This window comes from Agromyces aurantiacus (assembly GCF_016907355.1).
In the GTDB taxonomy this organism is placed as follows: domain Bacteria; phylum Actinomycetota; class Actinomycetes; order Actinomycetales; family Microbacteriaceae; genus Agromyces; species Agromyces aurantiacus.
In genome coordinates, this window is sequence record NZ_JAFBBW010000001.1 from 2,112,039 (window position 1) to 2,136,802 (window position 24,764).

The 24,764-nt window shown below is 73.2% G+C and carries 28 protein-coding genes and 1 tRNA gene; 25 read left to right on the forward strand and 4 right to left on the reverse strand.

Annotation, left to right across the window (positions count from 1 at the left end; genetic code table 11):
* Nucleotides 1-91: 91 nt before the first annotated feature.
* The 11 genes from pyrG to JOD46_RS10030 are packed head-to-tail and all read left to right on the forward strand — an operon-like array spanning nt 92 to nt 10,216.
* Nucleotides 92-1,801, forward strand: coding sequence for a CTP synthase (gene pyrG / locus JOD46_RS09980; protein WP_307834991.1), 1,710 nt, complete (start codon nt 92-94; stop codon nt 1,799-1,801).
* The gene (locus JOD46_RS09985) at nt 1,794-2,441 is read left to right on the forward strand and encodes an NUDIX domain-containing protein (protein WP_204393858.1); all 648 of its coding nucleotides are present in this window, start codon (nt 1,794-1,796) and stop codon (nt 2,439-2,441) included. Before pyrG ends, JOD46_RS09985 begins: the two co-directional genes overlap by 8 nt.
* Nucleotides 2,402-3,343 (forward strand): site-specific tyrosine recombinase XerD, encoded by a 942-nt coding sequence (xerD, locus tag JOD46_RS09990; protein ID WP_307834992.1) that lies wholly within the window; start codon nt 2,402-2,404, stop codon nt 3,341-3,343. The genes JOD46_RS09985 and xerD overlap by 40 nt, the downstream gene beginning before the upstream one ends.
* 57 nt (nt 3,344-3,400) lie before the next feature.
* Nucleotides 3,401-4,276, forward strand: a complete 876-nt coding sequence (locus tag JOD46_RS09995) for a ParA family protein (RefSeq protein ID WP_204396492.1) — start codon at nt 3,401-3,403, stop codon at nt 4,274-4,276.
* Nucleotides 4,260-5,129 (forward strand): segregation and condensation protein A, encoded by an 870-nt coding sequence (locus JOD46_RS10000; RefSeq protein ID WP_204393860.1) that lies wholly within the window; start codon nt 4,260-4,262, stop codon nt 5,127-5,129. The genes JOD46_RS09995 and JOD46_RS10000 overlap by 17 nt, the downstream gene beginning before the upstream one ends.
* Nucleotides 5,119-5,823, forward strand: a complete 705-nt coding sequence (gene scpB, locus JOD46_RS10005; protein WP_204393862.1) for an SMC-Scp complex subunit ScpB — start codon at nt 5,119-5,121, stop codon at nt 5,821-5,823. Before JOD46_RS10000 ends, scpB begins: the two co-directional genes overlap by 11 nt.
* The gene (locus JOD46_RS10010; RefSeq protein ID WP_307834993.1) at nt 5,810-6,607 is read left to right on the forward strand and encodes a pseudouridine synthase; all 798 of its coding nucleotides are present in this window, start codon (nt 5,810-5,812) and stop codon (nt 6,605-6,607) included. Before scpB ends, JOD46_RS10010 begins: the two co-directional genes overlap by 14 nt.
* A complete protein-coding gene (locus JOD46_RS10015) occupies nt 6,582-7,691 on the forward strand; it encodes a prephenate dehydrogenase (protein ID WP_204393863.1) in 1,110 nt (369 codons plus the stop codon). Before JOD46_RS10010 ends, JOD46_RS10015 begins: the two co-directional genes overlap by 26 nt.
* 3 nt (nt 7,692-7,694) lie before the next feature.
* Nucleotides 7,695-8,393, forward strand: coding sequence for a (d)CMP kinase (cmk, locus tag JOD46_RS10020; protein WP_204393865.1), 699 nt, complete (start codon nt 7,695-7,697; stop codon nt 8,391-8,393).
* 51 nt (nt 8,394-8,444) lie between these two features.
* Nucleotides 8,445-9,953 (forward strand): ribosome biogenesis GTPase Der, encoded by a 1,509-nt coding sequence (der, locus tag JOD46_RS10025; RefSeq protein ID WP_204393867.1) that lies wholly within the window; start codon nt 8,445-8,447, stop codon nt 9,951-9,953.
* Between the two features lie 26 nt (nt 9,954-9,979).
* Complete coding sequence (locus tag JOD46_RS10030; protein ID WP_204393869.1) at nt 9,980-10,216, forward strand: DUF167 domain-containing protein; 237 nt, start codon at nt 9,980-9,982, stop codon at nt 10,214-10,216.
* On the opposite strand, the gene JOD46_RS10035 is transcribed toward JOD46_RS10030, so the two are convergent.
* The gene (locus JOD46_RS10035; RefSeq protein ID WP_307834994.1) at nt 10,188-10,985 is read right to left on the reverse strand and encodes a YqjF family protein; all 798 of its coding nucleotides are present in this window, start codon (nt 10,983-10,985) and stop codon (nt 10,188-10,190) included. The two genes, JOD46_RS10030 and JOD46_RS10035, sit on opposite strands and share 29 nt — an antisense overlap.
* Nucleotides 10,986-11,068: 83 nt before the next feature.
* On the opposite strand from JOD46_RS10035, the gene JOD46_RS10040 reads away from it, so the two are divergent.
* A complete protein-coding gene (locus JOD46_RS10040) occupies nt 11,069-11,527 on the forward strand; it encodes a nitroreductase/quinone reductase family protein (RefSeq protein ID WP_204393873.1) in 459 nt (152 codons plus the stop codon).
* A 9-nt stretch (nt 11,528-11,536) separates the two neighbouring features.
* On the forward strand, nt 11,537-12,484 hold the full coding sequence (locus JOD46_RS10045) for a CHAD domain-containing protein (RefSeq protein WP_204393875.1): 948 nt from the start codon (nt 11,537-11,539) through the stop codon (nt 12,482-12,484).
* Nucleotides 12,485-12,487: 3 nt separating this feature from the next.
* Here JOD46_RS10045 and JOD46_RS10050 read toward each other — a convergent pair whose 3' ends face one another.
* On the reverse strand, nt 12,488-13,102 hold the full coding sequence (locus tag JOD46_RS10050; protein ID WP_204393877.1) for a GNAT family N-acetyltransferase: 615 nt from the start codon (nt 13,100-13,102) through the stop codon (nt 12,488-12,490).
* Between the two features lie 9 nt (nt 13,103-13,111).
* A complete protein-coding gene (locus JOD46_RS10055; protein ID WP_204393879.1) occupies nt 13,112-13,630 on the reverse strand; it encodes a nitroreductase family deazaflavin-dependent oxidoreductase in 519 nt (172 codons plus the stop codon).
* 103 nt (nt 13,631-13,733) lie between these two features.
* Here JOD46_RS10055 and JOD46_RS10060 point away from each other — a divergent pair, with 103 nt between their 5' ends.
* The 12 genes from JOD46_RS10060 (at nt 13,734) to JOD46_RS10115 (ending at nt 24,172) form a co-directional block, all read left to right on the forward strand.
* Nucleotides 13,734-14,210 (forward strand): MarR family winged helix-turn-helix transcriptional regulator, encoded by a 477-nt coding sequence (locus tag JOD46_RS10060; RefSeq protein WP_204393881.1) that lies wholly within the window; start codon nt 13,734-13,736, stop codon nt 14,208-14,210.
* Complete coding sequence (locus JOD46_RS10065) at nt 14,207-14,863, forward strand: hypothetical protein (RefSeq protein ID WP_307834995.1); 657 nt, start codon at nt 14,207-14,209, stop codon at nt 14,861-14,863. Before JOD46_RS10060 ends, JOD46_RS10065 begins: the two co-directional genes overlap by 4 nt.
* 97 nt (nt 14,864-14,960) lie before the next feature.
* A tRNA-Pro gene (locus JOD46_RS10070) sits at nt 14,961-15,034 on the forward strand.
* A 158-nt stretch (nt 15,035-15,192) separates the two neighbouring features.
* Nucleotides 15,193-15,702 (forward strand): signal peptidase I, encoded by a 510-nt coding sequence (lepB, locus tag JOD46_RS10075; protein ID WP_204393883.1) that lies wholly within the window; start codon nt 15,193-15,195, stop codon nt 15,700-15,702.
* Between the two features lie 125 nt (nt 15,703-15,827).
* The gene (locus JOD46_RS10080) at nt 15,828-16,448 is read left to right on the forward strand and encodes a DUF6448 family protein (RefSeq protein WP_204393885.1); all 621 of its coding nucleotides are present in this window, start codon (nt 15,828-15,830) and stop codon (nt 16,446-16,448) included.
* Nucleotides 16,445-17,818, forward strand: coding sequence for a signal peptidase I (lepB, locus tag JOD46_RS10085; protein WP_204393887.1), 1,374 nt, complete (start codon nt 16,445-16,447; stop codon nt 17,816-17,818). Before JOD46_RS10080 ends, lepB (JOD46_RS10085) begins: the two co-directional genes overlap by 4 nt.
* Nucleotide 17,819: 1 nt before the next feature.
* Nucleotides 17,820-18,404: a mismatch-specific DNA-glycosylase gene (locus JOD46_RS10090; RefSeq protein WP_204393889.1), complete on the forward strand. Its 585-nt coding sequence runs from the start codon at nt 17,820-17,822 to the stop codon at nt 18,402-18,404.
* A 73-nt stretch (nt 18,405-18,477) separates the two neighbouring features.
* The gene (locus tag JOD46_RS18805; RefSeq protein WP_204393891.1) at nt 18,478-19,698 is read left to right on the forward strand and encodes a Fic family protein; all 1,221 of its coding nucleotides are present in this window, start codon (nt 18,478-18,480) and stop codon (nt 19,696-19,698) included.
* Nucleotides 19,699-19,781: 83 nt separating this feature from the next.
* Nucleotides 19,782-20,204 (forward strand): ArsR/SmtB family transcription factor, encoded by a 423-nt coding sequence (locus JOD46_RS10100; RefSeq protein ID WP_204393893.1) that lies wholly within the window; start codon nt 19,782-19,784, stop codon nt 20,202-20,204.
* Nucleotides 20,201-21,859 (forward strand): SulP family inorganic anion transporter, encoded by a 1,659-nt coding sequence (locus JOD46_RS10105; RefSeq protein ID WP_372432403.1) that lies wholly within the window; start codon nt 20,201-20,203, stop codon nt 21,857-21,859. Before JOD46_RS10100 ends, JOD46_RS10105 begins: the two co-directional genes overlap by 4 nt.
* A 72-nt stretch (nt 21,860-21,931) precedes the next feature.
* On the forward strand, nt 21,932-22,729 hold the full coding sequence (locus tag JOD46_RS10110) for a glycosyltransferase family 2 protein (protein WP_204393895.1): 798 nt from the start codon (nt 21,932-21,934) through the stop codon (nt 22,727-22,729).
* A 519-nt stretch (nt 22,730-23,248) separates the two neighbouring features.
* On the forward strand, nt 23,249-24,172 hold the full coding sequence (locus tag JOD46_RS10115) for an aggregation-promoting factor C-terminal-like domain-containing protein (RefSeq protein ID WP_204393897.1): 924 nt from the start codon (nt 23,249-23,251) through the stop codon (nt 24,170-24,172).
* Nucleotides 24,173-24,202: 30 nt separating this feature from the next.
* Here JOD46_RS10115 and JOD46_RS10120 read toward each other — a convergent pair whose 3' ends face one another.
* A complete protein-coding gene (locus JOD46_RS10120) occupies nt 24,203-24,727 on the reverse strand; it encodes a MarR family winged helix-turn-helix transcriptional regulator (protein WP_204393899.1) in 525 nt (174 codons plus the stop codon).
* Between the last annotated feature and the right edge of the window lie 37 nt (nt 24,728-24,764).

Here is a 24,764-nt window from a genome sequence, read left to right on the forward strand (position 1 = left end):
CGGCCGCGCGACGCCGCCTCCGCGCGCTCGCCCGACACGCGTTCCGCATGTCGGGGTGTTCCCAGCCGAGAGTCGGATAGACTACAAGCCCGTGGTGGATGATCGCGGCGCAGACAATTCGAACACTGACCTCACCAACGGCGTGACCAAGCACATCTTCGTGACTGGTGGCGTCGTTTCCTCGTTGGGCAAGGGACTCACGGCGGCCAGCCTGGGCAACCTCCTCACGGCCCGGGGCCTGCGGGTGGTGATGCAGAAGCTCGACCCCTACCTCAACGTCGACCCGGGCACGATGAACCCGTTCCAGCACGGCGAGGTCTTCGTGACCGACGACGGAGCCGAGACCGACCTCGACATCGGGCACTACGAGCGGTTCCTCGACATCAACCTCTCGCAGGCGGCCAACGTCACGACCGGGCAGATCTACTCGACCGTCATCGCCAAGGAGCGCCGCGGCGAGTACCTCGGCGACACGGTGCAGGTCATCCCGCACATCACCGACGAGATCAAGCGACGGATGCGCCTGCAGGCCTCCGAGTCGCCCAAGCCCGACGTGATCATCACCGAGATCGGCGGCACGGTCGGCGACATCGAGTCGCAGCCGTTCATCGAGTCGGCCCGCCAGGTGCGCCACGAGCTCGGACGGAAGAACGTGTTCTTCGTGCACGTCTCGCTCGTGCCCTTCATGGGTGCGTCGGGCGAGCAGAAGACCAAGCCCACCCAGCACTCCGTCGCCGCACTGCGATCGATCGGCATCCAGCCCGACGCGCTCGTGCTCCGCAGCGACCGCCCGGTCACCGAGGCGAACAAGCGCAAGATCGCGCTCATGTGCGACGTCGACGAGGCCGCGGTCGTGAACGCCGTCGACGTGCCCTCGATCTACGACATCCCGACGATGCTGCACGAGCAGGGCCTCGACGCCTACCTCATCGACGCCCTCGGGCTCGGCGAGAAGGCCGGCGATGTCGACTGGTCCGGATGGTCCGACCTGCTGCGCGTCGTGCACGACCCGAAGCACGAGGTGACGATCGGGCTCGTCGGCAAGTACATCGACCTGCCCGACGCGTACCTGTCGGTCACCGAGGCGCTGCGCGCCGGCGGCTTCGCGAACGACACCAAGGTGAAGATCGAGTGGATCCCGTCCGACGAGTGCCGCACGCCCGAGGGTGCGAAGGAGCGGCTCGCGCACCTCGACGGCATCCTCGTGCCGGGTGGCTTCGGCGTGCGCGGCATCGAGGGCAAGCTCGGCGCGCTGCACTTCGCGCGCGAGAACGGCATCCCGACGCTCGGCCTGTGCCTCGGGCTCCAGTGCATGGTCATCGAGTACTCGCGCAACGTCGCCGGCCTCCCGGGCGCATCCTCGAGCGAGTTCGACCCCGACACCGAGTTCCCGGTCATCGCGACCATGGAGGAGCAGGTCGAGATCATCGCGGGCGGCGACCTGGGCGGGACCATGCGCCTGGGCCTCTACCCGGCGAAGCTCGACGAGGGCTCGATCGTCGCCGAGCTGTACGGCTCGACCGAGGTCTCCGAGCGGCACCGCCACCGGTACGAGGTCAACAACGCCTACCGCGACCGCATCGCCGAGGCGGGCCTGGTCTTCTCGGGCATGTCGCCGAGCCGGCACCTCGTCGAGTTCGTCGAGCTGCCGCGCGAGGTGCACCCGTTCTACGTCGCCACGCAGGCCCATCCCGAGCTGCGCAGCCGCCCCAACGATGCGCACCCGCTCTTCCGCGGGCTCATCGCCGCAGCGCTCGAGCGCCAGCAGGCCAGCCTGCTGTTCGACGTGAGCAATGCCTGACGTTCCCAAGCCCGCCGACGAGTACGTCGACCTGCCCGTCGCCGAGCGCGAGACGGTCTTCGAGGGCCGCATCTGGGACGTCCGGCGCGACACGCTCGGGTACGGCGAGCGGGGCGACCGCATCGTGCGCGACTACGTCGTGCACCCCGGTGCGGTCGCGATCCTCGCGCTCGACGACGACGAGCGGGTGCTGCTGATCAAGCAGTACCGGCACCCGGTGCGGGCCCGCGACTGGGAGATCCCGGCCGGCTTGCTCGACATCGCGCACGAATCGCCCCTCGAGGCCGCGAAGCGCGAGCTCGCCGAGGAGGTCGACCTCGTCGCATCCGACTGGGCCGTGCTCGCCGACTACTTCACGACGCCCGGCGGCAGCGACGAGGCGCTGCGGATCTACCTCGCGCGCGGACTCGCGGACGCACCCGAGGTGCACGCGCGGGTCGACGAGGAGGCCGACATGGAGGCGCGCTGGGTGCCGCTCGACGAGTGCGTCGACGCGGTGCTCGCGCGCCGCGTCGGCAACCCGTCGCTCACGGTCGGCGTGCTCGCCGCGCACGCGTCACGGTCGCGCGGGTGGTCGACGCTCGCGCCGGCGGACGCGGCGTGGCCGGCGCACCCCTCGCAGAGGCCCGGCGCGGCGTGACCTCGCGCGCGGTCGACGACTACCTGCGGCACCTCACCGTGGAACGCGGCCTCGCGCGCAACAGCATCGCGTCGTACCGTCGCGACCTCGGGCTCTACGAGTGCTGGCTGGACGAACGCGGCATCGACGGGCCCGAGCGGGTGACCGAGGCCGACCTGCCCGGGTTCGTGCGCTTCCTCGGCGCCGAGCGCGAGCCGCGGCTCGCGGTCTCCTCGATCGCGCGCGTGCTCTCCGCGGTGCGCGGGCTGCACCGCTTCCTCGCCGAGGAGGGGCGCACGCCGACCGACCCGGCGAAGGGCCTGCGCCCGCCCAAGCTGCCGATGCGGCTGCCGAAGGCGATCCCGGTCGAGCAGGTGACGGCGATCCTCGAGGCCGCGAGGACCGGCGACGAGGCGACCGCGCTGCGCGACGTCGCGCTGCTCGAACTGCTCTACGCGACGGGTGCGCGCGTATCCGAGGTGACGGCGCTGAACGTCGACGACCTCGTCGACGACGAGGTCGTGCGCCTCTTCGGCAAGGGCGGCAAGCAGCGCATCGTGCCCGTCGGCAGCTACGCGCGGCGTGCGATCGACGCGTACCTCGTGCGGTCGCGTCCCATGCTCTCGGCGCGGGGGAGCGCGACGCCCGCGCTCTTCCTCGGCGTGCGCGGGCGGCGGATGTCGCGCCAGGCCGTGTGGCAGGTGCTGCAGGATGCGGCGGAGCGGGCCGGCGTCGCGGCATCCGTCTCACCGCACACCCTGCGGCACTCGTTCGCGACGCACCTGCTCGCCGGAGGAGCGGACGTGCGCGTCGTGCAGGAGCTCCTCGGGCACTCCTCGGTCGCCACGACCCAGATCTATACGCTGGTCACAGCCGACACACTCCGGGAGATGTACACGGCTGCCCACCCCCGCGCTCGTTAGAATCGACCAAGCCATCGCAGCCGACGACCGGAGAGAGACCGCACCGTGACCCACGAGATGTACGACCCGGCGGACGGCACCGCCACGCTGGAGTCGGATCTCGGTCCCACCGGTCGTCCCGCACGCGACTTCCCCGAACCGGCCGAGCTCCGCTCCCACGGCCCCGCGCGCATCATCGCCCTGTGCAACCAGAAGGGCGGCGTCGGCAAGACGACCACGACCATCAACCTCGGCGCGGCGCTGGCCGACTACGGCCGCCGGGTGCTCGCCGTCGACTTCGACCCCCAGGGGGCGCTCTCGGCGGGGCTCGGCGTGCAGACGCACGACGCGCCCACCATCTACGACCTGCTGCTCGCGCGCAACGTCGAGCCGAAGGATGCCATCCAGCAGACCGGCGTCGCCAACCTCGACGTGATCCCCGCCAACATCGACCTGTCGGCCGCCGAGGTGCACCTGGTCACCGAGGTCGCGCGCGAGCAGATCCTCGCGAGTGTGCTGCGCAAGGTCTCGGGCGACTACGACGTCGTGCTCATCGACTGCCAGCCCTCGCTCGGCCTGCTGACCGTGAACGCGCTCACCGCCAGTCACGGCGTCATCATCCCGCTCGAGTGCGAGTACTTCGCGCTGCGCGGCGTGGCGCTGCTCATCGAGACCATCGACAAGGTGCGCGACCGGCTGAACCCGGCGATCGAGCTCGACGGGATCCTCGCGACCATGTACGACGCGCGCACCCTGCACTCGCGCGAGGTCCTCGAGCGCGTGGTGGAGGCGTTCGGCGACCAGGTGCTCGAGACGGTCATCACCCGCACGGTGAAGTTCCCCGACGCGACGGTGGCGGCCACCCCGATCACGGAGTTCGCGCCGGAGCACTCGGCGTCGAAGGCGTATCGTCAGCTCGCCAGGGAGCTGGTCGACCGTGGCGCGGTCGCCTGAGCCGAGGGCGGCGGCAGCGGCCCCTTCCGAGGGCGACGAGCGCGACCAGGCGCCGGCGGCCGAGTCCGGTGCCGAGTTCCGCGTCGCCCTCTCCAACTTCGAGGGTCCGTTCGACCTGCTGCTCTCGCTCATCGCCAAGCACGAGCTCGACATCACCGAGGTGTCGCTCTCGGCCGTGACCGACGAGTTCATCGCGTACCTGCGCGGCATCGAGACGAACGAGGACCTCGACCGCGCGAGCGAGTTCCTGGTCGTCGCCGCCACGCTGCTCGACCTCAAGGTCGCGGGGCTGCTGCCGCAGGGCGAGCTCGTCGACGCCGAGGACGTGGCGCTGCTCGAGGCGCGCGATCTCCTCTTCGCCCGGCTGCTGCAGTACCGAGCGTTCAAGGAGGCCGCGCGCTGGTTCGGCGGGCGGTTCGAGGACGAGTCCGGGCGGCACGCCCGCACCGTGCGGCTCGAGGAGCGCTTCCGCCAGCGCGTGCCCGAGCTGCGCTGGACGCTCGGCCCCGAGGACTTCGCGGCGCTCGCGATGCTCGCGCTCACGCCGCGCGAGGTCCCCGTGGTGGGCCTGGACCACTTGCACGCGCCGCTCGTGTCGATCCGCGAGCAGGCGGCGCGCGTCGTCGCGGTGCTGCGGCGCGGCGAGCCGGTCACCTTCCGGCAGCTCATCGCCGGCGTCGACCGCACGGGTGTCGTGGTGGCACGGTTCCTCGCGGTGCTCGAGCTGTACCGGCACGCGGCGATCGGGTTCGAGCAGCTCGAGCCGCTGGGAGAGCTCACGCTGCGCTGGGCGGCGAGCGAGCACTGGTCCGACGACAACCTCGAGAGCCTGGGGGCCGACTATGACGAGTGAGACGGATGCCGCGGTGGAGCCGGGCTCCGACCGGGCGACCCCCGCGGGCCCGGAGGTATCGGTGGCGACGCCGCTCGACGTGCCGGGACAACCGCACCTCGACCTCGACCGCGCCCTCGAGGCGCTGCTGTTCATCGCCGACGAGCCGCAGAGCCTCGTGCACCTCGCGGCCGCGGTCGCGCGCCCGATCGCCGAGGTCCGCGCGGCGATCGCACGCCTGCGGGCGGACTACGACGGCGGCGCGCCCTCCGGCGAGCCGCGCACCGACGCCGTCGAGCAGGCTCCGGCCGGCGGCATCCGGCGTGCGTTCGAACTGCGCGAGGTCGGCGGAGGGTGGCGCTTCTACGCCAGGCAGGAGTATGACGCGCTCATCACGAGCGCGGTGCTCGCGCAGACCTCGACCCGGCTCTCGCAGGCCGCGCTCGAGACGCTCGCCGTGATCGCGTACAAGCAGCCGATCTCGCGCTCCTCGATCGCGTCGATCCGCGCGGTCAACGTCGACTCGGTCGTGCGCACGCTGCTCGGCCGTGGGCTCGTCACCGAGGTCGACACCGATGAGGAGACCGGTGCCATCCTGTACGGCACGACCGACGTGCTGCTGACGAACCTCGGCATCGCGTCGCTCGACGACCTGCCGCCGATCTCGCCGCTGCTCGACGGCGGCCAGGAGGGATTCGAACGTGACCACGTCTGAGCATGCCGGCGACGCCGGCGACCTGCCCGGGGGCGTCCGGCTCCAGAAGGCGCTCGCCGCGGCGGGCGTCGCGAGCCGCCGCGTCGCCGAGAACCTCATCGTCGAGGGCCGGGTCGAGGTGAACGGCCGCGTCGTGACCGAGCTCGGCACGCGCATCGACCCCGTCGCCGACCAGGTCGCCGTCGACGGCACGGCCGTGCAGCTCGACCAGGACAAGCGCTACTTCATGCTGAACAAGCCGCGCGGCGTCGTCTCGTCGATGCGCGACGAGCAGGGCCGGCCCGACCTGCGCCGCTTCACCGACCCGCTCGAGGTGCGCGTGTTCAACGTCGGCCGGCTCGACGGCGACACGAGCGGCCTGCTGCTGCTCACGAACGACGGCGAGCTCGCGCACGTGCTCGCGCACCCGTCGTTCGGCGTCGAGAAGACCTACATCGCCAAGGTGCGGGGGCGGATGACGCCGCAGACGCTGCAGCAGCTCAAGCGCGGCGTCGAGCTCGAGGACGGCCCGATCCGCGCCGACCGCGCGAAGATCCTGCAGCCGCAGCCCGACTCGGGCCACACCATGGTCGAGATCACGCTGCACTCGGGGCGCAACCGCATCGTGCGGCGCATGCTCGACGCGGTCGGCCATCCGGTGGTCGAGCTCGTGCGGCGCCAGTTCGGGCCGCTGCACCTCGGCACGCTCAAGTCGGGCGCCGTGCGCGAGTTGTCTAAGATCGAACTCGGCCAGCTCCTGACCATCGCGCGGGCGGCGGATGCCGGCCGGAAGGGGAAGCGCTGACGTGGTCGAGTCACGGCTCATCGGTCCCGTGCGCGTCGTCGGCGCCGGCCTGCTCGGCACGAGCGTCGCGCTCGGGCTGCGCGCACGCGGCATCGACGTGATCCTCGCCGACGCGTCGCCCACGCACGTCGCCATCGCGGTCGACCTCGGCGCGGGGCGCCCCGCGCGAGCCGACGACGCCCCGCAGCTCATCGTCGTGGCGGTACCGCCGGATGTCACGGCGCGCGTCGTCGGCGAGGAGCTCGCCGCGTTCCCCGACGCGATCGTCACCGATGTCGCGAGCGTCAAGGCGGGCATCCTCTCCGAGCTCGTCGCGGCCGGCGCGGACGTCTCGCGCTACATCGGCTCGCACCCGCTCGCCGGGCGCGAGCGCGGCGGCCCGCTCGCGGCGCGCGCCGACCTGTTCGCGGGTCGCCCTTGGGTGGTCGCCGCGCACGACGAGATCAGCTACCGGCGCGCGAGCGCGATCGACGACCTCATCCTCGACCTCGGCGCGACGCTCGTCGAGATGACCCCGGAGGAGCACGACCGCGGCGTCGCGCTCATCTCGCACGTGCCGCAGGTGGTCTCGAGCATCATGGCGCGCCGGTTCATCGACGCGCCGAACGCCGCGCTCGGCCTCGCCGGGCAGGGCGTGCGCGATGTCACGCGCATCGCCGCGAGCGACCCCGACCTGTGGGTCCAGATCCTCGGCGCCAACGCGGCATCCGTCCGCGAGATCCTGCTGGCCTACCGCGACGACCTCGACCGGTTCATCGACGCGCTCGCCGACCCCACCGCTCCCGGCGCCCGTCGTCGCGTGGCCGAGGAGCTGACCGGCGGCAACACGGGCGTCGAGCGATTGCCCGGCAAGCACGGCACCGACAAGCGCTTCACGACCGTCGTCGTCATGGTCGACGACCGACCGGGCCAGCTCGCGCGCCTGCTCGCCGAGGTCGGCGAGATCGGCGTCAACCTCGAAGACCTCCGCCTCGAGCACTCGCCCGGCCGCCAGGTCGGCCTCGCCGAGATCGCCGTGCTCCCCGAGGCGGCGGACCGACTCACCACCGAGCTGGCCGAACGCGGCTGGCGGATCGCAGGATAGAACGTGCAGCACGAGACCCACCCCCTCGAGTACCCCTTCGTCGTGGCCGTCGACGGCCCGGCCGGCAGCGGCAAGTCGAGCGTGTCGAAGGAGGTGGCCCGCCGACTCGGCTGGGCCTTCCTCGACACGGGCGCCGCCTACCGGGCGCTCGCCTGGCACGCCACGGCGTCGCACGTCGACACCGACGATGCGGCCTCCGTCGCCGCCGCACTCGACTCGTTCGCCTACCGCATCGACACCGACCCGTACGGGTACCGCGTGCACGTCGGCGACGTCGACGTGACCGAGGCCATCCGCGAGCCGGGCATCTCGGCGGTCGTCAGCGCCGTGGCGCGCGTGCCCGAGGTGCGCACCCACCTCATCGAGGTGTTCCGCGCGATCATCGCGGCCGAGGGCCGCGAGGGCATCGTCGTCGAGGGTCGCGACATCACGACGGTGGTCGCGCCCGATGCGCCCGTTCGCATCCTGCTGACGGCGGCCGAGGAGGTCCGGATGGCGCGCCGCGCGAAGGAGCTCGAGGGCCACTCCGCCGAGGCGACGGGCGCCCAGCTGCGGGCTCGCGATCGCGCCGACGCGAAGGTCGTCGACTTCATGAACGCCGCCGAGGGCGTCACGACCGTGGACTCGACCGACCTCGACTTCGACGCCACCGTCGAGGCGGTGATCGCCGTGATCCGCGACGCTCAGGTTCGAACTGGTTGAATAGAGAGGTTGTGCGCTCGCGCGCGACCCCGAGACCTTCCAGGAGTTGCCATGACCGACCGCGACGACGAGTTCGACGCCACCGACGACGACCTCGCCGAGCGCCTCGCCGGCGTCGACGAGGACCTCGCCGAGCAGCGGGCGGCGGCGCTGCGCTCGGGCCTCGAGGACTACGACCTCGATGAGGACGACCTCGGCCTGCTCGAGCTCTCCGAGGAGGGCGAGGAGGGCATCCGCTACCTGCCCGCGCTGCCGGTCATCGCGATCGTGGGGCGGCCGAACGTCGGCAAGTCGGCGCTCGTGAACCGCATCCTCGGCCGCCGTGAGGCCGTCGTCGAAGACACGCCCGGCGTCACGCGCGACCGCGTCTCGTACAAGGGGGAGTGGCTCGACCGCCGGTTCACGCTCGTCGACACCGGCGGGTGGGAGCCCGACGCGAAGGGCATCGACGCGTCGGTGGCCGCGCAGGCCGAGGTCGCGATCGACCTCTCCGATGTCGTGCTGTTCGTCGTCGACGCCACGGTCGGCGCGACCGCGACCGACGAGCACGTCGTGCGGCTGCTGCGCAAGACGAAGAAGCCCGTGTTCCTCGTCGCCAACAAGGTCGACGACGCGCGCCAGGAGCCCGAGGCGGCGGCGCTCTGGAACCTCGGCCTGGGCGAGCCGTACCCCGTGTCGGCGCTGCACGGCCGCGGCGTCGCCGACCTGCTCGACGAAGTGTTCAAGGTCCTCCCGCAGGTCTCGGCGGTGGCGAAGGAGGAGTTCGGCGGCCCCCGCCGGGTCGCCATCCTCGGCCGGCCGAACGTCGGCAAGTCGAGCCTGCTCAACAAGGCCGCGCGTGAGGAGCGGGTGGTCGTCAACGAGCTCGCCGGCACAACGCGCGACCCCGTCGACGAGCAGATCGAGCTGGGCGGCAAGATCTGGCGCTTCGTCGACACCGCCGGCATCCGCCGTCGCGTGCACCTGCAGCAGGGCGCCGACTTCTACGCGTCGCTGCGCACGCAGGCGGCCCTCGAGAAGGCCGAGGTCGCGGTCGTGCTGCTCGATGTCTCGCAGCCGATCTCCGAGCAGGACGTGCGCATCATCGACCTCGTGCTCGAGTCGGGCCGCGCGCTGGTGCTCGCGTACAACAAGTGGGACCTCCTCGACGACGACCGCCGCCGCTACCTCGAGCGCGAGATCGAGCAGGACCTCCACCACGTCCAGTGGGCGCCGCGCGTGAACATCTCCGCGAAGACGGGCCGTCACCTCGAGAAGCTCGTGCCCGCCCTCGAGACCGCGCTCGAGTCGTGGGACACCCGCATCCCGACCGGCAAGTTCAACGCGTTCCTCACCGAGCTCGTGCAGGCGCACCCGCACCCGCTGCGCGGCGGGAAGCAGCCCCGCATCCTGTTCGGCACGCAGGCCTCGACGCGGCCCCCGACGTTCGTGCTGTTCACGACCGGGTTCCTCGACCCCGGCTACCGCCGATTCATCCAGCGCCGACTGCGTGAGATCTACGGCTTCCAGGGCACGCCGATCGTGCTCAACATGCGCGTCCGCGAGCGGCGGCAGCGGTAGCGGATGTTGCGGACCGGCGGCGCTCGATGGAGCTGACCGTCCGGGTCAAGCCCGGCAGCCGGCGCGGCCCGCTGGTCGAGCCGACGCCCGGCGACCCGGCGGCCTCGCTCACGGTGCACGTGCGGGAGCGGGCCGTCGACGGCGCCGCCAACGCGGGCGTGGTCGCGGCGCTCGCCGCGCATTTCGGGGTGCCGCGCCGCGATGTCGAGATCGTGCGCGGGCACACTGCGCGTATCAAGCGCGTACGGGTGGGCGGAGCCTGATCGGCTGGAACGACCAGCCGCGCGCCTCGATGGGGCGCGGGCGGCTGAACGCCGTGCGCACGCCCGACGAGGCCAGCACGGAGTCGGGTGGTCGGCTCGCGAGCTCGGGGAACCCGGATGCGGCGAGAAGCTGATCCTCGAGCAGCAGCAGCTCGGCGCGCACGAGCGGCCACTGGGCGTGCGTGTTGCGCGCCCACATCGTTCGGCCCAGGTGCCGCTCGTGGTAGCCCCAGCGGGCGGTGAGGAACGCCGCGAGCTCCGCGTCGGGCGCGCTCGCATCCAGCGGCGCGCCGAGCCGCGCACGGACATGGGTCGACGGACCGCGGACGCCGTGTCGTCGGCTCCGGAAGTCGAGTTCGAGGCCCGCGGCGCCAACGCGCCGGGCCACGCGTGCGCGCGCCCAGTGGTACGGGAGGCCGAATCCGACGCGCGCCGCGACCACCGGCAGCAGTCGACCGGCCTCGAGGGTGCGGAAGACGACGCCTCGCCGACCGAGCTCGTCGCGCGCATAGAGGCGCACGTTCACCTCGACGAACGTGCCGAGCCGGTGCAGCGCGGGCAACGGCGGGAAGCGCGTGTCGGCGAGCACGAACGGGATGAGCCCGACCCACGTGGCGCCGTCGATCACGTCGGGGCGCGTGCCCGGCGGCAGGTACGGCGCGACGCGTTCGGGCTCCACGCGCCAGTGCAGGAACACGAGGTCGCGCCAGTGCTGCTCGAGCAGGACCCGCCCGGGGAGCGGCGGCGGGCTCGTCGGAGGTGCGTCCACGGCCCCATCCTGCACCGCCACGGCGCGGGAGCGCGAGGACCTTGCGCAGCTCGCCCGAGCGCGCCGGGGCATAGGCTCGGCGCATGACCTCCGGCGGTGGGATCCTCGGCGACGGCGTCATCGCGTGGCTCTCGCACCTGCACGGGTGGGTGATCCGCGTGACGGGCGGTCGGTTCGGCTGGCGTCTCGGCGGCATGCCGACGGTCGAACTGCACACGGTCGGCCGGCGCACCGGACTGCCTCGTGCCACGATCCTGTCCGCCCCGGTCCTCGAGCGCGGGCGCGTCGTGCTCGTGGCGTCGATGGGCGGATCCGACCGCCATCCGGCGTGGTACCTGAACCTCGTGGCGCATCCCGACGCCGTGCTCGTGCTGCGGCGCGAGACGCGCGTGGTCCGCGCTCGCACGGCGACCGCGGAGGAGAAGGCCGAGCTGTGGCCGCGCATCACGGCCGCGTACCCGGGCTACGCCCGCTACCAGCGGCGGACGCGCCGCGACATCCCCGTCGTGGTCTGCGAGTCCCGCCCGGACGGTGCGCCCTAGCATGGGCCCATGACCGACCGCGAGGTTGCCCGGCTCCCGTCCGACGCGGACGCGGGCACGGCCGCGCTCGCGGCGCTCCGCGCGATCGCCCAGCGGATGTCGGAACTCGAGCCGGCGGCCCTCGCCGACGAGCCCGACGCGGTGCACCAGCTGCGCACGCAGGTGCGCCGCCTGCGGAGCCTGCTCGGCGCATTCGGGCCCGTGTTCGATCCGTCGGCGACCACGGCGCTCCGTCGACGATACGGCGAGTTCGGTCGCGAACTCGGCACGGTGCGCGACATCGAGGTGCGCATCCAGGTCGCCGAGCGCTCGCTGGAGGACGCCTCCGAGCACGATCCGCATCGCGACGTGGTCGCCGACCCCGACCAGGCGGCCGCCGTCCGCGAACGCCTCGTCGATGACGAGGTCGAGGCCCATCGGCTCGCGCACGCGAGGTTCGTCGAACGGCAGGCGATGCCTCGCGCGGAGGCTCGGCGTGACGCGCTCGCGGCCTTCCTCGCGGCGCCGACCGTGACGCCGCTCGCCGCGGGAGCGGCGAGGGAGGTGCTGGGCGAGCTCATCGAGGGCGAGGCGCGCCGCGCGCTCAGGCGGGTGCGGCGATTGGGCCGGCATCCCGAACCCGAGGCGCTCCACGACGTCCGCAAGGCCGGTCGGCGGCTGCGATACGCCGCGGAATCCGTCGTCGACGAGCCGCTCGCGCTGTTCGGTGATCGGGCGACGAAGCTCGCGCAGGCCGGCGAGGCGTTGCACGACGTGCTCGGCGACCACCGTGACGAGGTGCTGTTCGCCGAGCACGTGCGCCGGGCCGGCGCGCACGCGTCGCATGCGGGGGAGCCGTCCGCCGCGTTCGAGGCGCTCGCCGCGGCCGCCGACGAGCGGGCACGTGAGCGGCTGGAGCAGCTCGACGACGCCATCGACGACCTCCGCTCGGCCGCGGTCGCGTGGGCGCAGCGCTGACGCTCAGTCGTCGAGCCGGCGCTGCATGACGACGCGGTGGGGCGTGGGCCGAGCCACCTCGGTGAAACCGGCCGACCGGTACATCGAGACCGTGCCGGGGAAGAGATCGGCGGCGGGGACCTTCTCCCGCGCGGTCGGATCGACCGCGTACGCCTCGAGCACATGCGCGCCGTGTCGCCGCGCGTGTTCGACCGCCGCCTCGGCGAGCGAGGCGGCGACGCCGCGCCGACGGAACTCGCGCGGGATCACGAAGCACGACACGGCCCACACGCCGCCGTCGGCGAAGTCGTCGTCGGGCGAGGCAGCCCCGATCCGGCTCCGCGGCAGTCGTGCGAGCGCCGGGCGGGGCTCGATCGCGCACCAGCCGACGGGCGTCTCGCCCTCGTAGGCGAGCAGGCCCGGGCCGGGGCCCGGCGCATCGAGCTGCCCCGCGAGCCGGTCGCGGAGCTCGTCGCGGGTCGCCTTCTCGAAGTCGGCACGGGGCAGCTTGTACCACTGGCACCAGCACCCGGCCGGGTCGCCGCGCGTGCCGAACACCGACGCCACGTCGGCGAAGGGCGCCTCGCGCGCCGGGACGATGCGCAGGGTGGACGTGTTCGTCGTCGGGTCGCTCACCATGCGCCGACGCTACCGCTCGGGTGCGACATCCGCGGCTGCCGCCGAGGCGACCGGTTCCAGCCGGAGCGCGCGCACCTGCCCGGCGAGCCGACGCAGCTGCGCCGGATCGCCCGTGAACGCCTCGTCGAGCACGCCGTGCGTGAGCAGGGCCGCGGCCTTCGGCCGCCGGAGTGCGTAGTCCGTGAGGAGCGCGGCACGCTCATCGACGTCGAGGCGGTGCACGTCGGCCCGGCCCCTGCGCGACATCCAGTCCACGCGCACGCGCCCGCCCGCCGTGGCGTTCGCGTACCAGTCGCTGCGGCGGCCGCGGCTCGCGACCACGTGCAGGACCGGGAGGGCGTCGTCGTCGGGCACGGCGCCGACGGCGAACGCCTCGACGACCGTGCGCCGCAGTGCGCCCGTGCTGCGGCCCAGCGCGGTGATCATCACGAACCGCGGTCCCATGATGCGCCCGAGGTGCGCCCGATAGGCGTACACCGGCATGCGATTGAACCAGGCGACCGCCGGGCCGGGCTTGCGGAGGACCATGCCTCGCACGGTACCGGGGCGCGGTCGGGCCCACTCGGGACCACCGACCCGTGGGCCGCAGGCGAGGTCGTGAAGTAAGGTAACGATGAAGGAGGATCACCACATGGCGCCCGAACCGACCGTCCTCGACCGACTCCTCGAGATCAGCGAGCTCTTCCAGCGCGATCTCGCTCGCGAGTTCGACGGCACGTCCCTCACCACCGCTCGGACCCGCGTGCTCTGGGAACTCGCGCACTCCGGGCCCTCGACCCAGCAGGCGCTGGCCGGGCGGCTCGACGTGAGCCCGCGCAACATCACCGGACTCGTCGACGCCCTCGAGGAGACCGGCTACGTCGAACGCGCTCCCCACCCCGCGGATCGGCGGGCGGTGCTCGTCACGCTCACGCCGTCGGCGGCCGAGCTCATGCGCGAGATGCAGCGCGACCACGAGGAGCTCGGCGCCACGCTGCTCGCGGCGGTGGCACCGGACGACCGTGACGCGCTCGTCCGCGGGATCGAGGCGATCACGGCTCGCCTGCGCGACCTCGTCGCCGCCGCCGAGGCCGGGCGCGCGACCGGCGGGACGGGGGGTCCGCGGTGAGCGCCGACGTGCGGGAGCGGCCCGGGCCATCCGTCGCCCGGCGACTGGGGCGGTTCGCCGTCCGGGCGCTCGAGGCCGAGCTTCGCATCTACGCGAACATCGGGCGATTCCTCGCCCGGCGTCCCGCGATCGCGCCGGGCGCCGCGGGCTTCGGCTACCACCGCCCCGTCCTCACGGTGCTGGTCGTCTTCATCGTGCTCTCCGCGGTCGAGATCCCGGTGCTCGATCTCATCGTGCACCGGTGGCCGGCCGTGCGGATCCCGGTGCTGGTGCTCGGCATCTGGGGCCTCACCTGGATGTTCGGGCTGCTCTGCGGCTTCCTGATGAGGCCGCACACCGTCGGGCCCGACGGCATCCGAGTGCGGGAGGGGCTCGAGACCGACATCCCGCTCAGCTGGCACGACGTCGCGTCGGTGGCGCGCGAGCGACGCGTCGACGAACCGAAGACGCCCCGAATCACCGGTTCGGATGGCGCGCGCACGCTCTCGCTCCGGATGCAGGACGAGACCGTCATCGTGATCGAACTCGAGCGACCCACGGCGGTGCGGCTGCCCGGGTCGCCGCCGAAGGGCGGCGAGCAGGTGGTCGACGAGGTGCGGATCTGGGTGGACGACCCGATCGCGTTCATGGCCGCGGTGCGCCGATTCATCTGAGCGCTCGCCGACCTGCGGCTGTTCCCGCGTGTCACGAGCACCCCCTCGGATGCCGCTATGATGGTCGAGTTGCCTTCCGCGGGAACGCAGAGGGCATCGGGCTGTGGCGCAGCTTGGTAGCGCACTTGACTGGGGGTCAAGGGGTCGCAGGTTCAAATCCTGTCAGCCCGACCGACGAGCCCCGGATCTCATCCGAGATCCGGGGCTCTCGCCGTCTCTCGCGCTCTCGGCGGCGGTCGCGCCTTGTGGAGAGCCGCGGCGCGGCGGTCGCGGGAACCCCTAGTCTGGCGCCGGGCGCCGTCGCCGTCGCGGGCCCGGAGGGAGCCGCGGTGCCCGGACTGGCCGGCGTGATCTGGATCGTCGTCGTGATCGGGGCCGCCGTGCTCGTGCACCGATACGTCGTGTTCCCGACCGTGGTGCGCTCGGAGTCGATGCGACCGTCGCTCGAGCCCGGTGACGTGCTGCTCGCCGGGCGGGTGCGGTCGCGCACGCGGCTGCGCCGCGGCGAGATCCTGGTCTACCGCGATGCCCAGACGTCCGAGCGACGCATCCGCCGGATGATCGGCCTGCCGGGCGACCGGGTGCAGATCGCCGACGACGGGGTGGTGAGCGTCAACGGCGACGCCGTGTTCGAGCCGTACGCGCGACGGTCGGGCGGTTTCCGCGGCTCGTTCCGTGTTCCGGCCGACCGGTTCTTCGTGCTCAGCGACCAGCGCGGCGGCCCGCACGACACGCGCACCTGGCGCGAGTCGTTCGTGCCCGTCGGCGAGGTCGTCGGGGTGGCCCGGGTGCGGCTGCTCCCGTGGCCCATCGTCGCGACGGGCGTGCTCGCCCGATGACGCACCCGCCCATCGACGGCCGGCCGTGGGCCGCGGGGAGAAGGTCCCGGTGCACGGCGCGCACCGCCTCGTAGCCTGATCGTGAAGGGCGCGGCGCCGACCCGCGCCCGGAGGGGTGATTCACCATGGGCCTGTTGTTCCGGCTTGCTGCGGCCGCCGCGGCATCCGTCGCCCTCGCCCTGGCCGTGCCTCGCGAGGTCCGTGCGCACTGCGACACCATGGACGGCCCGACCGTCGCCGACGGTCGACGCGCCCTCGACACCGGCGACGTCAACCACGCGCTGAAGTGGGTCGACGAGCATCACGAGGCGGAGCTCGCGGGCGCGTTCGACCTCGCGCGGCGCGTACGCGGGCTCGGCGAGGACGCGCGCGAGCTCGCCGACCGATTCTTCCTCGAGACGCTCGTGCGGTTGCACCGCGCCGGCGAGGGCGAGCCGTACACGGGCGTCAAGCCGTCCGGGTTCCCGATCGACGAGCGGGCCGCCGCTGCGGACCGCTGCATCGCCGCCGGCACGCTCGACCAGCTCGAGCCGCTCGTACCGGACGAGCGGCTGCCCGAGCTCCGGGAGCGGTTCTCCCGCGTGCTCGCCACCAGGGACTTCGACGTCGCCGACCTCGCCGCCGCGCGGGCCCACATCGCCGCGTACGTCGGCTTCGTCCACCTCGCGGAGGGCGAGGAGCGCGGCCACGGCGCACCGCTCGCCGGACCGGGCCATCCGCATGGCGCACTTCACGGGCACGAGTGATCCGCGGGGTGCGCGTCGCGGCGTGGCGGTGGGCGATGCTCGCGGCCGTCGTCGCCGCCGGGGCGCTGCTCGTGCACCGGTTCGGGCTGTTCACGGCGGTCGTGCGGTCGGGTTCGATGCGTCCCACGCTCGAGCCGGGCGACCTGCTGGTCGCGACGCGGATCCATGGGCGCAGTTCCGTCCGGCGGGGTGATCTCGTCGTGTTCGCGTCCCGCGCGGGCGGGGGGCTCCTCGTCAAGCGCGTCGTCGGGCTGCCGGGCGAGCGCATCGAGTTGGCCGGGCGGGCGGTGCGAGTGGATGGCGCGCCGCTCGCCGAGCCCTCCGCGCGCCGGGGCGGCGCCGACCGCGGCAGCTTCGAGGTGCCGCCCGACGGCTGGCTCGTGCTCGGCGACGAGCGCGAGGCATCCGTCGACTCCCGATCGTGGGACGACCCGTACGTGCGTCGCCGCGAGCTCCGCGGCCTCGTGCGCGCGCGACTGGCCGCACCCGCGGTCGTTGACGGCGCCGGGCAATACGGTGGTCGCATGCAGGTCGTGCTCGCAGGCGGTGCCGTCGTCACCGACGACGACGGGCGGCTGCTCCTCGTCAAGCGCGGCCGTGCACCGCAGCGCGGGCGCTGGTCGGTGCCCGGCGGCCGGGTCGAGCCGGGGGAGACGCTCGAGGCGGCGGTCGCGCGCGAGGTGCTCGAGGAGACCGGCCTGCACGTCGAGGTCGGCCGCGAGCTCTGGATGCTGCACCTGCCCACCGGTGACGGGCGCGAGTTCGAGATCCACGACTTCCACGCGACACCCGTCGGCGGCACACTGCGGGCCGGCGACGATGCGGATGCCGCGGCCTGGGTGGCGCCGCAGGACCTGCATCGCGTGCGGCTGACCACCCATCTGGTCGCCCACCTGCGCCGCGCGGGCGTCCTCGCCCCGCTCCCGCACGTCGACGAGCACGCCATCGAGATCGCCGCCGACCGCGAGGCGGTGTGGGTCGCGCTCGAGCACGTCGTGGAGACGGCCGCACCCTCGCGGTTCGCGCGGCTGCTCGGCTGCGAGGACGCCGCCGCCGCGGGGCCGCGTCCGCTCGCGCCGTGGTCCGCCGTCCCCGGGTTCCACGTCGCCGCCGTCGAGCGCCCGTCGCGGCTTGCGCTCGCCGGGCGGCACCGCTTCTCCGACTACGAGCTGGTCTTCCGGCTCGACGAGCTCGGCGCGCGCGGCACCCGGCTGCACGCCGAGACGCGCGCGGCATTCCCCGGGGCGTCCGGCGCGATCTACGGCGCGCTGCTGATGCGCACGCCGATGCACGCGCTCGCGACGCGACGGATGCTGCGGGCCGTCGCCCGCGGGGTCCCGGTGCCCAGCCCGACCGGGCGAGGATCGTGACATGGGGTTCACGCGCGCCCAGCTGGAGTCCTACCGGGGCATGAGCGTCGACGACCTCATGCCCGAGCATCCGAAGCTCGTGTTCGTCGGCATCAACCCCGGGCTCTGGACCGCCGCGACCAACACGCACTTCGCCCACCCCGGCAACCGGTTCTATCCGGCGCTCGCCGCGGCCGGAGTGATCCCGCGAGTCCCCGACTTCGCCGCGGGGCTGAGCGACGCCGACCGGCGCATCTTCCTCGACACCGGCATCGGCATCTCCAACCTCGTGCACCGCGCCACGGCGCGTGCCGACGAGCTGGACCGGCAGGAACTCCGCGACGGGGCGGCACGCCTGGCCGACGATGTCGCCAGGTGGCATCCGCGGGTCGTCGCCGTCGTCGGGCTCACGGCCTACCGGCAGGGCTTCGACCGGCCGAAGGCGCGCGCCGGCCGACAGGACGAGGCGCTCGCCGGCGCCGAGCTGTGGGTCGTGCCCAATCCGAGCGGGCTCAACGCGCACTCGACGGTCGCCGATCTCGCGCGCGCGTATGCCGAGCCCGCGCTCGCCGCGGGCATCCCGCTCGCCCGCCGCGACTCGGAATAGGAGCGAACCGAATTCCGGGAAATGCACATAAGTCGGAATAACGGTAGGATCATTCCGACTTGGGAGGTGGCGTATGGCACCGAGCACGCCATCGGGTGCTGCATGGCCGCCGCATGCGGCGCGCACCGTCGCCTGGCGGCAGTCCGGCCGCCACGGCACGCGGGCCGACCGGATGCTGCGGGAGGTCACCGTCTCGATCCCGCCGATGATCGCGGAACTCGATTACACGCCGCCGATCGGGCTCGCCCCGGCGCTCGCCGAGGCCGCCCGCGAGGTCATCGCGGTCGACGCCGATCCGCGCGGGCAGATCGGTGCGCTCGGCGGGCTGCTGCTGCGCACCGAGTCCGTGTCGTCCTCGAAGATCGAGCGCATCGACGCGAGCCTCGAGGACTACGCCCGCGCGGTCGCAGGCATCCGCTCGAACGAGTCCGCCTCGTCGATGGTCGCCGCGACGCGCGCGCTCGCGCAGATGATCGACCGGGCGGGGCAGGCCGGGCGGGTGCACCTCGACGACATCCTCACGGCGCACCGCACGCTCATGGCCGACGACCGCATGGACGGCCACTACGCGGGACGGCTCCGCGACGTGCAGAACTGGATCGGCGGTTCCGACCACTCGCCGATCGGCGCCGTCCACATCCCGCCGCCGCCCGAGACGGTCCCGGCCTACCTCGACGACCTCGTGGCGTTCGCGAACCGCGACGACCTCGACCCCGTCGCCCAGGCGGCCATCGCGCACGCGCAGTTCGAGTCGATCCATCCGTTCACCGACGGCAACGGGCGCATCGGCCGCGCGCTCATCAACGCGATCCTCCGACGTCGCGGACTCACCCGCCGGACGGTCGTCCCGGTCGCCTCCGCGATGCTGGCCGAGCGCGACCGCTACTTCGCGCTCGTCAACGGCTACCGGGAGGGCCGGGTCGACGCGTTCGTGGCCGACCTCGCGCGCGGCACCCGGATCGCGGCGATGGAGGCGCGCCGGTCCGCGGACCGCCTGGCCGAGCTGCCGGCGCAGTGGCGCGAGCTCAGCCGACCGCGCGCCGGCAGCGCCGCGGCGGCCCTCCTCGGCAGGCTCGCCGAGCACCCCATCGTGACCGCCGAGGAGGCACAGGAGCTCACGGGCGCCCCGCTCTCGAGCGTGTACACCGCGCTCGACCGGCTCGAGGCCGACGGCATCATCCACCAGGTGACCGCGCGGCAGCGCAACCGGGTCTGGGGCGTCGACGACATCCTCGCCGAGCTCGACGAGCTGGCGGCTCGCATCGGCGCAGCGGTGCGCGCGACCGACCGCTGACCGGGACACGCCCCGCGGTCTGGGCGGGGGCGAACGTCGCGCATAATGGATTGATGGATTCATCAATCCATTGAGGAGTCGCCGTGTTCACCGATGCCAGCCGCCCGCTCTACGAGGTCAAGGCCAACCTGTTCAAGGGCCTCGCGCATCCGTTGCGGGTGCGCGTGCTCGAGGTGCTCGCCGCCGAACCCGACGACGAGACCCCGGTCGCCGCGCTGCTGCAGGCGACCGGCCTCGAGGCCTCCCACCTCTCCCAGCACCTCGCGGTGCTGCGCAACTACGGCCTCGTCACGGCCGAGCGCCGCGGCAACCAGGTGGGCTATCGACTCGCCTACCCGCAGGTCGCCGACCTCCTGCGCGTCGCGCGGAGCCTCCTCGGCGAGATCCTCCAGACCACCGAGCGACAGCTCGTCGCGCAGGCGGCACTGCCCGAGCTGCCTCCGCCCCCCGACGTGGACGCCGCAGCCGCCGCGCCCGCCCCGACCCGGACGGCGGCACGCGCATGAGCGGCATGGCCGTGCGGCGCGCCGCACGCGGCATCCGCTCGCTGCTGCCCGCCTCGGCCGACTACCGCGGCCTGCGCCGGAGCTGGAAGGGCGACCTCGTCGCCGGCATCACGGTCGGGATCGTCGCGCTGCCGCTCGCGCTCGCATTCGGCGTGAGTTCCGGGGCGGGCGCCGCGAGCGGCCTGGTCACCGCGATCGTCGCCGGTCTCGTCGCGGCGGTGTTCGGCGGCTCCAACGTGCAGGTCTCGGGACCGACGGGCGCGATGGTCGTCGTGCTCGCGCCCATCATCGCCACGCACGGCGCGGGGGCGCTCGCGGCGGTCGGCCTGCTCGCGGGCGTCATGGTGCTCGCCGCCGGCGCCCTGCGGCTCGGGCGCGCGGTCGCGTTCATCCCGTGGCCCGTCATCGAGGGCTTCACGCTCGGCATCGCCGTCATCATCTTCTTGCAGCAGGTGCCGTCGGCGGTCGGCGTGCCGGCGACCGCGGGCGAGAACGCCGTCGTCGGCGCGGTCGACGCGGTGCTTCGCGCATCGTGGCCCGAGGCCGCCGCCTCGCTCGTGGTCGTCGCCGCGGTCGCCGCGATCATGCTCGTCGCCCCCCGGATCCACCGCCTCGTCCCCGGCTCGATCGTCGCGATCGTGGTCGTGACCGCGATCACTTCGCTCGCCGCGCTTCCGGTCGCGACGATCGGCGAGCTGCCGAGCGGGCTGCCCGCGCCCGTGCTGCCCGCCGTCGACCCCGCGGCGCTCGTCTCGCTGCTCCTGCCCGCCGCGACCGTCGCGGCGCTCGCGGCGATCGAGTCGCTGCTGTCGGCGCGCGTGGCGGCGACCATGGCCGACACGGGGCCCTACGACGCCGACCGCGAGCTCGTCGGCCAGGGCCTCGCCTCGATCGCATCGGCGCTGTTCGGCGGCATGCCCGCGACCGGCGCGATCGCGCGCACGGCGGTGAACGTCCGCACGGGCGGTCGCACGCGACTCGCGGCGATCCTGCACGCGGTCCTGCTGGCTGGGATCGTGCTCGCGGGCGCGAGCGTCGTCGCGCACATCCCGCTCGCCGCGCTCGCGGGCGTGCTCATGGTGACCGCGACGCGCATGATCTCGCCGGCCACCATGCGCTCGGTGCTCGGGTCGACGCGCGCCGACGCCGCGGTGTTCGTTGCGACGGCGATCATCACCGTGAGCGTGGACCTCATCACGGCCGTGCTCGTCGGCATCGCGGTCGCCGCCTTCCTCGCCCTGCGGGCGGTCGCGCGTTCGAGCGGCGTGCACCGCGAGGAGCTGCCCGGCGCGGCCGAGGCCGGCGACGACCGCATCGCGCTGTTCCGCCTCGAGGGCGCGCTCTTCTTCGGCGCGGCCGAGCGCATGCTCGAGCGCGTCGCGGCGCTGCGCGACGTCGACGTCGTGATCATCCGGATGTCGCAGCTGCAGCTGCTCGATGCGACCGGCGCCCAGGTGGTCACCGAACTGATCCACGCGCTCGAGCGGCGGGGCGTCACGGTGCTCGTCAAGGGCATCCAGGGGCGGCATCTCGAGCTGGCCCGCCGCGTCGGCGTGATCGACTCGCTCCGGCACCGCAACCACCTGTTCGACGAACTCCCCGCGGCGGTCGAGCACGCCCGCAGCCATGTCCGACGGGCGGCCGCGGCACTGTGACGGTGCGGCGGCACGTCGTCCGTGCCGACGCAAGCCCTCCCGGCCGCGACGGACGTCGGGCACGATGAGTCCATGCACACGGCGCCCACGGTCTCGGTCGTCATCCCGGTGAGGGACGACGAGGAGCTGCTCCGCCGATGCCTCACGGCGCTCGCGGCGCAGCGCCGGGCACCCGATGAGATCGTGGTCGTCGACAACGGCTCGACCGACGGCTCGGCCGACGTCGCGAGTGCGGCCGGGGCTCGCGTGGTGGCCGAGCCCGAACCGGGCATCCCCGCGGCGTCGGCCCGCGGGTTCGACGAGGCACGAGGCGAGGTGATCGCCCGGCTGGACGCCGACTGCGTGCCGCCCGCCGACTGGATCGAGCGGATCCGGGACGCGTTCGCCGACGATCCGGCGCTGGACGCGCTGACCGGGCCGGCGCGCTTCATCGACGGGCCGCGCGCGCTGCGGCCGCTCCTGTCGACGCTCTACGTCGGCAGCTACGTCGTGGCCGTGGCGCCCGCGCTCGGACACGTGCCGCTGTTCGGCTCGAACCTCGCCGTCCGGCGCGAGGCGTGGGCGGAGGTGCGCGAGCGGGTCCATCGTCGCGATGCGCTCATGCACGACGACATGGATCTCTCGATGCACCTGGGGCCGTGTCGCCGCTTCCGCTACGACCTGCGCCTCGGCATGGGCATCTCGATGCGCGCGCTCCGGGGCGGCGGGCGACTGCGCCTGCGCCGCGGGGTGCACTCCATCGTGTCGCACTGGCCGGATCAGTTCCCCGTGCGGCGCTGGGGACGACGCGCCGCGTGGCTCGCGAGCGGCGCGGTCGCGGTGCGCAGCGTCGACGACCCGGGGATCGAGCGGCGGAGCCGGCCGACGTAGCATGGAGGCACGCCGGCCGGGGCGCTCTGGAGGGAGCAGCACTGGCCACGTGGCATCCGATCCTCGCCGCCGACGAGCCCGAGCCCGGCCGGTGGCGACTGGTCGACTCGATGGGACGGGAGTACGGCCGCGTCAGCATCGTGCGCCTCGGCGGGGACATCCGCTATCGGGCCGAGTTCGAGGGGCGGCTGCTCGGCTGGGGGTCGTCGCTTCGAGGTGCCTGCGAGCGCGTCCATCAGGCGTTCGTGCGGTCGCACGGGCCGGGGGACTGGCAGGGATATCCGGACTTCTCGCACGCCCGGAACTGAGCGTGCCTCAGTCGCGTCGCCGCACTGTTGCGCATCTCACGGAGCTGAGGAAACGTCGTCACCTTTGACGACTTTCACAGGAAACGAGCACGACTCGTGGAGGAATCGTGTGCAGACTGGCCACTTCGCCGCGGCGACCCCCCTTTTGCACCGAGACGAGAGCAGAGCCGGCCTGCCTGGAGCAGCACCCCGCAGGCCGGACATGAGATCTATGCGCAACCTGAAAAGTTCCCCCAGTACCACCGAAACCCTCGAACCCAGGCCCCTGGACGCCAAGCGCGTCGAGGTGCGGCGTGCCCGCCGCAACCGCCGGACCCTCATCGCGTCCGGCGCCGTGGTCGCGGTCGGCGCCCTCGTCGGCTCCGGCTTCGCCGTCCAGTCGGCCGTCGCCGACCAGCACCTCCGCGTGGCGCAGACGGCGGCCCTGACGGAGGGAACCGACCGTGGCATCGACCAGCTCGACGCGCACGGCGGCATCCTCGAGGCCAAGGCCGTCAAGCAGGCCGAGGACACGATCGCGGTCGCGAGCGACACCATCGCCGCCGCGAAGGGCAAGGCCGACGCCGGCGAGCTCGCCTCGACCGTCGCGAGCCTCGAGGACTACACCTACCTCGCGCCCGAGCGCGTCTTCGCACTCGTCGATGCGGCCACCGAGCACGCCGACGAGGTGAAGGCCGAGATCAAGGAGTTCGACCGGAAGGCCGCCGAGAAGGCCGCTGCCGAGAAGGCCGCCGCCGAGAAGGCCGCCGCCGAGAAGGCTGCCGCCGAGGCCGCTGCCGCGGCGGAGCAGGCCCCGGCCTCGCCGTCGTACCCGACCGGCCCCGCGAACCCGAGCGGCGCCCAGGCGATCGCGCGCGACCTCATGGCCTCGCTCTACGGCTGGGGCGACGACCAGTTCGGCTGCCTCGTCGACCTCTGGAACAAGGAGTCGGGCTGGAACGTCTACGCCCAGAACCCCTCGAGCGGCGCGTACGGCATCCCGCAGGCGCTGCCCGGCGACAAGATGGCGACCGCCGGCGCCGACTGGGCGTCCAACCCGGCCACGCAGATCACGTGGGGCCTCGGCTACATCGCCGGCCGCTACGGCACCCCGTGCGGCGCCTGGTCGCACTCGGCCTCGGTCGGCTGGTACTGATCCCGCCGCACCACCCCCTCGATACCGCGATCACCCGGTGGACGTCGGCGTCTCGAACGCCGCGAGCCACCGGGTGATCGCGCGTTCCAGCGCGATCCGGTCGGCCTGGTCGACGGCCTCGAGCAGGCGATGCTCGTTGGCCATGTGCGCGGTCATGACCTCGTCGATGAGCTCGCGTCCGGCGGAGGTGAGCGCGATGACGCGACCGCGGCCGTCGGTGTCGCTCACGCGTCGCGTGACGAGCCCGCGCTGCTCGAGCCGGTCGATCCGCTTGGTCATGGCCCCGCTGGTCACCATCGTCGACGCCGCGAGGTCGCCCGGCGTCCGTTCGTAGGGCGCGCCCGCGCGCCGGAGCGTGGCCAGCACGTCGAACTCGCCCTCGGACAGTCCGAACCGGCCGTACACCGCGACGAGCTCCTCGGTCAGCGCGTTCGCGAGGCGGTGCAGGCGGCCGATCACGCCCTGCGGCGACACATCCAGGTCGGGCCGTTCGCGCCGCCATTCGGCCATGATGCGGGCGACGTGATCCTGGGCGGCATCCGGGCTCGGTGTCATGGGCTGGATTCTATCTTCCAAGGAAGCTATAGTGTCT